Source organism: Paenibacillus catalpae, assembly GCF_900112695.1.
Classification (GTDB): Bacteria; Bacillota; Bacilli; order Paenibacillales; family Paenibacillaceae; genus Pristimantibacillus; species Pristimantibacillus catalpae.
Map to the genome: position 1 here is coordinate 603,527 of NZ_FOMT01000006.1, position 8,621 is coordinate 612,147.

Here is an 8,621-nt window from a genome sequence, read left to right on the forward strand (position 1 = left end):
AGAGAATCGGCTTCTTTTCTCTTCCTTGCCAGTATTGGGTGGTGGCATCTGATGCCGCGGTTTGATAAACTAGCAATAGCAGGTTTACAAATGGAGGAATGAATGTCGAATGACGATTAATATAAAGCGAGAGGATATCGAGCTGCTGGCTCCGGCCGGCGACTGGGATTGCATGCGCGCAGCAGTGGCCAACGGCGCGGATGCCATTTTTTTTGGCGTAGAGAAGTTTAATGCTCGTGCCCGCGCGAACAACTTCCGGAGCGAAGAGCTGCCGGAGATTATGGCGTTTCTTCATACGTATGGAGTGAAAGGCTTTCTGACCTTTAACATTCTCGTATTTGAAGATGAGCTTCGTGATGCGAAGCAATTAATAGAGATGTGTATTAATGCCGGTGTAGACGCGGTAATCGTGCAGGATTTGGGTCTTGTGAAAATGATTCGCGAGCTGTCTCCTGACTTCCCGATTCACGGCTCGACTCAGATGACGATTACGTCGCCGGAAGCGGTAGAGTTCACGAAGCCTTTTGGCATGGAACGTGTCGTTCTTGGCCGCGAGAATAACTTGAAACAAATTCAAAAGATTGGCGAGCAAGCGAAGCTTCCGATGGAAGTATTCGTTCACGGCGCGCTTTGCGTATCGTATTCGGGCCAATGCCTTACCTCGGAAATGTGGGGAGGCCGTTCCGCGAACCGGGGCGAGTGCGCACAGGCATGCCGGCTCCCATATGATCTAATGGTAGACGGCGAGCATAAGCCGATGGGCGATGTTGCTTACTTATTATCTCCGAAAGATCTTGCGGCTATTGATCTGATTCCGGAATTGATTCAGGCAGGCGTCACGTCCTTCAAGATTGAAGGCCGCCTGAAAAGCCCTGAGTATGTTGCTAATGTTGTAAGCAAATACCGCCGTGCAATTGACAGTTATTTTTCGGGAGATATGACCGGCCCTACCAAGGAAGAAGTCCGCGAGCTGCAGCAAAGCTTCTCCCGCGGCTTTACGCATGGCTTCCTGAAAGGAACGAACAACAAACAGCTGGTAGACGGCACCTTCCCGAAAAGCCGTGGCGTCTATCTGGGCCGTGTAGAACGTATTTTGCGTGATGCGGTAACGATTCGCCTGGAAGCTCCGCTTAAACGTGGTGACGGAATCGTATTTGATGCAGGGGATCCAACGAAGAAGGAAGAAGGCGGACGTGTTTATGACCTGCGCCGTCATGGCCAGAAGATCGAAGGCGAAGCACAAGAGGGAACATTGCTCGAGCTCGTAGCGGGCCGTAATGACGTTGACCTGCGTAAAGTGCATGTCGGGGATAAGATCTGGAAGACAAACGACCCGGCACTGGATAAACGTCTGCGTACAACATTCGAGACCGAGAAGCCATACCGCGTATTCCCTCTGCATCTGAAAGTATCGGGCGTTGTTGGTGAACCGCTCCGAACCTGGTGGACGGATGTTCAAAAAGGAATCACCGTTGAGGTCGAATCTGAGCTAATGCTGGAGCAAGCGAATAAACGTCCGATGGATGCTGCACTGCTTGAAGACCAGCTTGGCCGTCTTGGTGGATCGCTGTATCAGCTTGATCAGCTTGAAGTGGCGCTCGAAGGCGATCTTATCGTACCGGTACGTGAGCTGAACAGGATGCGCCGTGACGCGGTTGTGAAACTGACGGGCGAGCGTCCGAAACCGCCGGTCTATGTGAAGCATATGATTGATCCTTTGGATGATGCGACAAACCTGGCTGCCGGGCAGTCCAAGCAAAAAGTGATTGATCCGAAACTGACGGCTCTCTGCCGTAATTTGGAGCAGGTTGAAGCGGCCGTTCAAATGGATGTTGAGATGATCTATGCCGATTTCGAATTTATTAAGCAGTTCCCTGCTGCTATTGAAGTAGCAAGACGGGCAGGCAAGCCGATTGCGCTGGCTACGCCGCGTATTCATATGCCGGGAGAGAACGGCTACCATGCGAATATATTGAAGCTTCAACCGGATGCCGTGCTTGTCCGCAATACGGGTGCCTTGTACTACTACCTTCGTGCACGCGCAGAGAATCCGGGCAAGCCTTTCCCGAGATTAATCGGCGATTTTTCGCTTAACGTGGCTAATCATAAAGCGGTTGAAGTATTTGCGGAAGCGGGTCTTGATCTCATTACCCCGTCCTACGATCTGAACATTCAGCAGATGGTCGATATGCTCGAGCAGTCGGACACATCCCGTCTGGAGGTTGTTATCCAGCAGCATATGCCGATGTTCCATACGGAGCATTGCGTATACTGTACCTTTATGAGTGAAGGTACGGATTATACGAACTGCGGACGTCCTTGCGAGGATCACCGCGCATCGCTGCAAGACCGTATTGGCATGTCTCATCCGGTACGTGTAGACGAAGGCTGCCGCAATACGGTATATAATGCGATTGAACAGTCTGGCGCCGAGTACATCCGCAATTTCATGGAGCTTGGCGTACCTTCCTACCGCGTTGAGTTTCTGGAAGAAACCCCGGAGAAAGTACGCGAAGTACTGGGCTTATACCGGGACGCGCTGGATGGCCGCATCACAGGAACGAAAGTATGGAAAACGTTAAAAGCAACGAATCAGCTCGGTGTTACACGCGGGCAGCTCGTGAAGTAAGGAGAACCATCGCATGAGTGGAGCATGGTACAGCGGTTGGAGACATGTGTTCAAATTAGATCCGGAGAAGGATATCTCCGACGATGTTCTGGATGCCGTTTGTATGTCCGGAACTGATGCAATCATAGTTGGCGGCTCCAGCGGCGTTACGTTTGAAAATACGGTTGATCTCATGGCGCGCATTCGCCGCTATGAGGTTGATTGTGCCCTTGAGGTTTCAAGCCTCGACGGGGCAGTACCTGGATTTGACGGCTACTTCGTCCCTATTGTCCTGAACACGGACAGAGCAGAGTGGATTATCGGCCGTCAGATCGAAGGGTTGAAGGAATATGGCTCGTTTGTGCCGTGGGAGGAGACCGCTTCACAGGGCTATATTATCCTCAACAGCGAAGCTACAGCAGCAGCTGTCACAGGCGCAAACACGGAGCTGGACGAAACGGCTCTGGTTGCCCATGTCCGCATGGGGGCAAGGCTGATGAATCTCCCGGTTATTTATATCGAGTACAGCGGGCGATTCGGCGATATGGCACTTCTCCGCGCAGCGAAGGAGGCCGCTCATGGCGCCCAGCTGTTTTATGGCGGAGGCATTCATAATGCGGATACCGCATCGCAGGCTGCCGAATATGCCGATACCGTTGTTGTCGGTAATGTGATTTATTCCGACCTGGAAGCAGCGCTGTCGACGGTTCAGGCTGTCCGGACTGCTGCAGGGGAAAAATGAACAAAAGCTTATTTTCTTGAGAAATGTCAGTCAGCGAGAGAGCTATTCCGAGAGCGTAATAACGAGCTTTAGGAATAGCTTTTTATTTGCAAATTGACACATTAAAGGTCGTTGTCTACACTATCAGTAAGAAGCGAACAAATGCGAACAGAACTTATCATTAAGGAGTACATTTATGTTTAATCCGATAAATATTGATCAAGCCGTACAGAAGCTGAATCCTCCGCAGCGGGAGGCCGTTCAGGCAACGGATGGACCTTTGCTTATCATGGCTGGAGCGGGTTCCGGCAAGACGCGTGTGCTTACGCATCGCATTGCCTATCTAATTGAGAAGAAGCGGGTTGCTCCGTGGAGCATTCTGGCTATTACCTTTACCAACAAAGCTGCCAGAGAAATGCAGTCGCGGGTAGCGGCACTGATTGGACCTTCCGGACAGGATATTTGGGTATCGACCTTCCACTCGATGTGTGTGCGGATTCTCCGTCGCGATATTAACCGTATTGGTTTTACCTCCAACTTCTCGATTCTGGATTCTGCCGACCAGCTGTCGGTTATCCGCAACTGTATGAAGGAATTGAATATCGATGTGAAAAAGTTTGAGCCGAAGGCTGTCCAGGCTGAAATCAGCGGAGCAAAGAACGAGCTGATTACACCGGAGCGTTACGAGCAGAAGACGGGTGACTATTTTACCGATATTGTGGCGAAAGTATTTAAGATGTATCAGAAGCGGTTGAAGAGCAATAATTCACTCGACTTCGACGATCTGATTATGACTACGATCCAGTTGTTCAAGGAAATGCCGGAAGTGTTGGAGTTTTACCAGAACAAGTTCCGCTTTATCCACGTGGATGAGTATCAAGATACGAACCGTGCGCAATATATGCTTTGCCGCATGCTGGCTGACAAGCATCATAATATTTGCGTAGTCGGCGATAGTGACCAGTCCATCTACCGCTGGCGCGGAGCAGACATCACGAACATCCTGAACTTTGAAGATGACTATCCCGAAGCACGGACGATTATGCTCGAGCAGAACTACCGCTCCAGCGCCAACATCCTGGAAGCAGCAAATGCCGTGATTAAGCTCAATACCGGCCGCAAGCCGAAGAAGCTGTGGACGGATCAGGGAGAAGGCGACATGATCACTTTGTATCAGGCGGACTCCGAGCATGACGAAGGGTATTTCGTATCCGGCACGATCAGCAAAAATGTGAAAAACGGCAGCAGATACGATGAACATGCGATTTTGTACCGGACAAATGCCCAGTCCCGTGTGATCGAGGAAATTCTGATCAAGTCGGATATTCCTTATCAGATCGTCGGCGGCATCAAGTTCTACGATCGCAAAGAGATCAAGGACCTGCTAGCTTATTTAAGACTCATCTCCAACCCGGACGATGATATCAGCTTGCAGCGGATTATTAACGTTCCGAAGCGGGGAATCGGCGATACGACGGTGGCGAAGCTTGCCGAAGAAGCTGTCCGTCAAGGCACGTCTATTTATAATGTGCTTGGTAATTTGCAAGGGATCGATCTGAACGCCCGTGCGCAAGGTCTGCTGCATGAATTCCGGGATATGATTGATAATTTAACGCAGATGGTCGACTACCTGTCTGTGACCGAGCTGACGGAGAAAGTCCTGGAAATGTCGCAGTACCGGATAGAGCTGCAGCGAGAGAAGACGCTCGAATCGACTGCCCGCCTCGAGAACATTGACGAGTTCCTGTCCGTTACGCTTGATTTCGAGAAGCGTAATGAAGACAAGACATTAGTCGCGTTCCTGACGGATCTTGCTCTTATCGCAGATATTGATTCCATGGACAAAGATGATGACGGTAATCCGGCAGACAATAATGCGGTTGTCCTCATGACCATGCACAGTGCGAAAGGTCTGGAGTTCCCGGTCGTCTTTATTATCGGAATGGAGGAGAGCATCTTCCCTCACAGCCGTGCGCTTAATGACAACGAAGAGCTGGAGGAAGAACGGCGCCTTGCATACGTGGGCATTACCCGCGCGGAGAAGCAGCTCTACCTGACATGCGCGCGCAGCCGGACTCTCTTCGGCCGCATCAGTGCCAATCTGCCTTCACGTTTCCTGCAGGAAGTGCCGGACAACGTGAAGACGCTGGCTTCGCCGGGGGGAACGATTGGCCGCGGCAGCTTTGGCGGAGGCGCAAGCCGCTCGAGCTTTGGCAGCAGCAGCGGCAACGCCGGCTTTGGCGCAGGGCGCGCGCCATCTTTCGGCGCGCCAAGCGCTGGAGCCCGCCCCTCGGGGCCATCCGGGGCGGGAGTGCGCGTGAGCACGCCGCTTGACGCAGCAGCGAAAGCGGCGACTCAAGCCGGATCGGCCGCGGGTAGTGCCGCGGACCGGAACTTCGTTGCCGGCGACAGAGTCGCGCACGGCAAATGGGGCGAAGGCGTTATCGTCTCCGTTAAAGGAACGGGCAACGATATGGAGCTGCAAATCGCATTCCCTGCGCCGGTTGGCGTCAAACGGCTGCTCGCCGGATTTGCACCAATAACAAAAGTCTAAAGGTATGGAAGGATGGGACCTCCCATGGACAATCAGACGGCAACGCCTGAGCAATTAACCCGCATGCAAGAGCTGGCGGCGGAAATTTCCGCCCATAACTATCAATATTACACCCTTGACCGGCCATCCATTAATGATGCTGATTACGATAAGCTGTACGACGAGCTGGTGGCGCTTGAAGCGGCTACCGGAGTTGTGCTGACGGATTCTCCTACTCAACGTGTAGGCGGCGAGCTGCTGAAGGGATTCGAGCCCCATCGTCATCGGGCGCGCTTATGGAGTCTCGACAAAGCTCAGGATATTGAAGATCTTCTGGCTTGGAATCAGCGTGTGCTCAAGGGTATTAACGATTATAATGCGAAGCATCCTGGGGAGGAGCCTCTTCCTCAGCCGAGTTACGTGATTGAGCTGAAGTTTGATGGACTCACTCTCAACCTGACTTATGAGAACGGACAGCTCATTCAAGCTTCCACGCGCGGCAACGGCACAGTGGGCGAAGGTATTCTTGCGCAGGTGCGCACCATCCGTTCAGTACCGCTTACGATTCCTTTCAGAGACGGAATTATTGAAATACAGGGCGAAGGGATTATGAACCTGTCCGTCCTGGAGCGTTATAACCAGACAGCAGCAGAACCGCTTAAGAATGCGCGTAATGCGGCAGCAGGGGCACTCCGTAACCTTAATCCGAAAGTAACGGCAGAAAGAAAGCTGAATGCTTTCTTCTATAATGTTGGCTTTGCGGAAGGGATTTCGTTTACGAACCACCGTGAAATGCAGCAGTTTCTGAAAGATAACCTGTTTAAAGTGAATCCGTATGCCTTGTATTTCGACACGATTGAAGAAGTGCAGGAAGAATTGCTGCGGATTGCCGAGAAACGATTGGAACTTGATTTCCTGATCGATGGCGCTGTCGTTAAGCTTACAGATATGCGCACGCGGGAAGCCCTCGGTTACACGGATAAATTCCCGCGCTGGGCAGTAGCCTTCAAGTTTGAGGCGGAAGAAGCGGCAACCGTACTCGAGTCTGTCTCCTGGGAGGTTGGCCGTACAGGCAAAATCACGCCGGTAGCCCGTGTTGAAGCGGTCGAACTGGCAGGAGTAACGGTTCAGAATTGTACGCTTAACAATATTGGAGATATTGAGCGGAAGAACTTGAAGTTTGCTCTTGGCACGCTTGTGTCCATACGCCGTTCCAATGATGTTATCCCTGAGATACTGGGCAAAGTAGATGAAGAACCGGGTCAGGAGATTGTCTTTCCAACCGTTTGTCCGGCATGCGGAACGGAGCTGGAGCAGCGCGGCGCCCATCTATTCTGTAATAATAAGCTGGGGTGCCGACCGCAAATTATCGGGCGTATCACTCACTTCGCATCCCGTGATGCGATGGATATTGAAGCTTTCAGCGTCATGACGGCCGAGCAGCTGTATGCGGACTGCGACGTCCATGATCCGGCGGATCTTTATGCACTAGGTTATGATGACTTGATTAAGCTGGACCGATTCGGCGACAAAAAGGCCAGAAAGCTTCTTGATGCCATCGAGAAATCCAAAGAACGCGATCTTGCGGCTTTCCTCTTCGCTCTTGGCATCCCGAATACGGGCAAGGCGACGACAAAAATGCTCGCCGACCACTATGGAAGCCTCGATGCCGTCATCTCTGCTACGGCGGAAGAGCTGGTAGGTTTGCAGGATGTTGGCGCTATTGTCGCGGATAGTATTGTGAACTACTTTGCCGATCCGATAATCGCTGCAAGTATTGCGCGTATGCGCGAGCTTGGCGTGAAGGCGGAAGCTGAGCAGCCGGCAGTGGTCCGTCAGGATAGTATCTTCAGCGGTAAGACGGTTGTATTAACAGGTACTTTGTCGAAAATGTCGCGGGATGAAGCAGCCAAGAAGCTCGAAGCGTTCGGGGCTAAGGTATCCGGCAGTGTATCGAAAAAGACCGACTTCGTTATTGCAGGCGAAAGCGCAGGCAGCAAGCTGACCAAGGCGCGCGATCTCGGCATTACCGTTATCGAGGATGAAGATGAATTGCTTCGTTTGCTAGGCGAAGCATAGAACGCATAGAGCGTTAAAGCACCGCAGGTCCTGAAACAGGGCTTGCGGTTTTTTAATTATGGTCATGAAAGATTAATGTCATTTATTACAAGTTGTATTTCAAAATCAGACATGGTATATTATTTCTTGTCGCTTCGGAAGACACGGCATTAACAAGCGAAAGCACATGAGTAGCTAAAACAAATGTGAAACAAGCTGTTGACAAAGAGTTCGGAAGCTGATAACATAACATCTTGTCACCACGACAAAATGTGACAAACAAGTTCTTTGAAAACTGAACAAATGAATCACGTCGATTCAAACAAGTTTTAAATAGCTAGTTAAGTATTGAGCAAGTCAAACACCATTTCATGGAGAGTTTGATCCTGGCTCAGGACGAACGCTGGCGGCGTGCCTAATACATGCAAGTCGAGCGGATCTTGTCCTTCGGGACAAGGTTAGCGGCGGACGGGTGAGTAACACGTGGGTAACCTGCCCATAAGACTGGGATAACATTCGGAAACGAATGCTAATACCGGATACGCGAATTGGTCGCATGGCCGAATCGGGAAAGGCGGAGCAATCTGCCACTTATGGATGGACCCGCGGCGCATTAGCTAGTTGGTGGGGTAACGGCTCACCAAGGCGACGATGCGTAGCCGACCTGAGAGGGTGATCGGCCACACTGGGACTGAGACACG

General features: G+C 51.5%; 4 protein-coding genes and 1 rRNA gene. All 5 read left to right on the forward strand.

What is annotated here, in order from left to right; genetic code table 11:
* The first annotated feature begins 109 nt into the window (after positions 1–109).
* Positions 110–2,629 (forward strand): U32 family peptidase, encoded by a 2,520-nt coding sequence (locus BM200_RS27260; protein WP_091190060.1) that lies wholly within the window; start codon positions 110–112, stop codon positions 2,627–2,629.
* Between the two features lie 13 nt (positions 2,630–2,642).
* Positions 2,643–3,350 (forward strand): heptaprenylglyceryl phosphate synthase, encoded by a 708-nt coding sequence (gene pcrB, locus BM200_RS27265; RefSeq protein WP_091190063.1) that lies wholly within the window; start codon positions 2,643–2,645, stop codon positions 3,348–3,350.
* A gap of 175 nt (positions 3,351–3,525) precedes the next feature.
* The gene (gene pcrA, locus BM200_RS27270) at positions 3,526–5,883 is read left to right on the forward strand and encodes a DNA helicase PcrA (RefSeq protein WP_091190066.1); all 2,358 of its coding nucleotides are present in this window, start codon (positions 3,526–3,528) and stop codon (positions 5,881–5,883) included.
* Between the two features lie 24 nt (positions 5,884–5,907).
* Positions 5,908–7,941: an NAD-dependent DNA ligase LigA gene (ligA, locus tag BM200_RS27275; RefSeq protein ID WP_091190067.1), complete on the forward strand. Its 2,034-nt coding sequence runs from the start codon at positions 5,908–5,910 to the stop codon at positions 7,939–7,941.
* A gap of 347 nt (positions 7,942–8,288) precedes the next feature.
* Positions 8,289–8,621, forward strand: a 16S ribosomal RNA gene (locus BM200_RS27280); the annotation flags it as partial.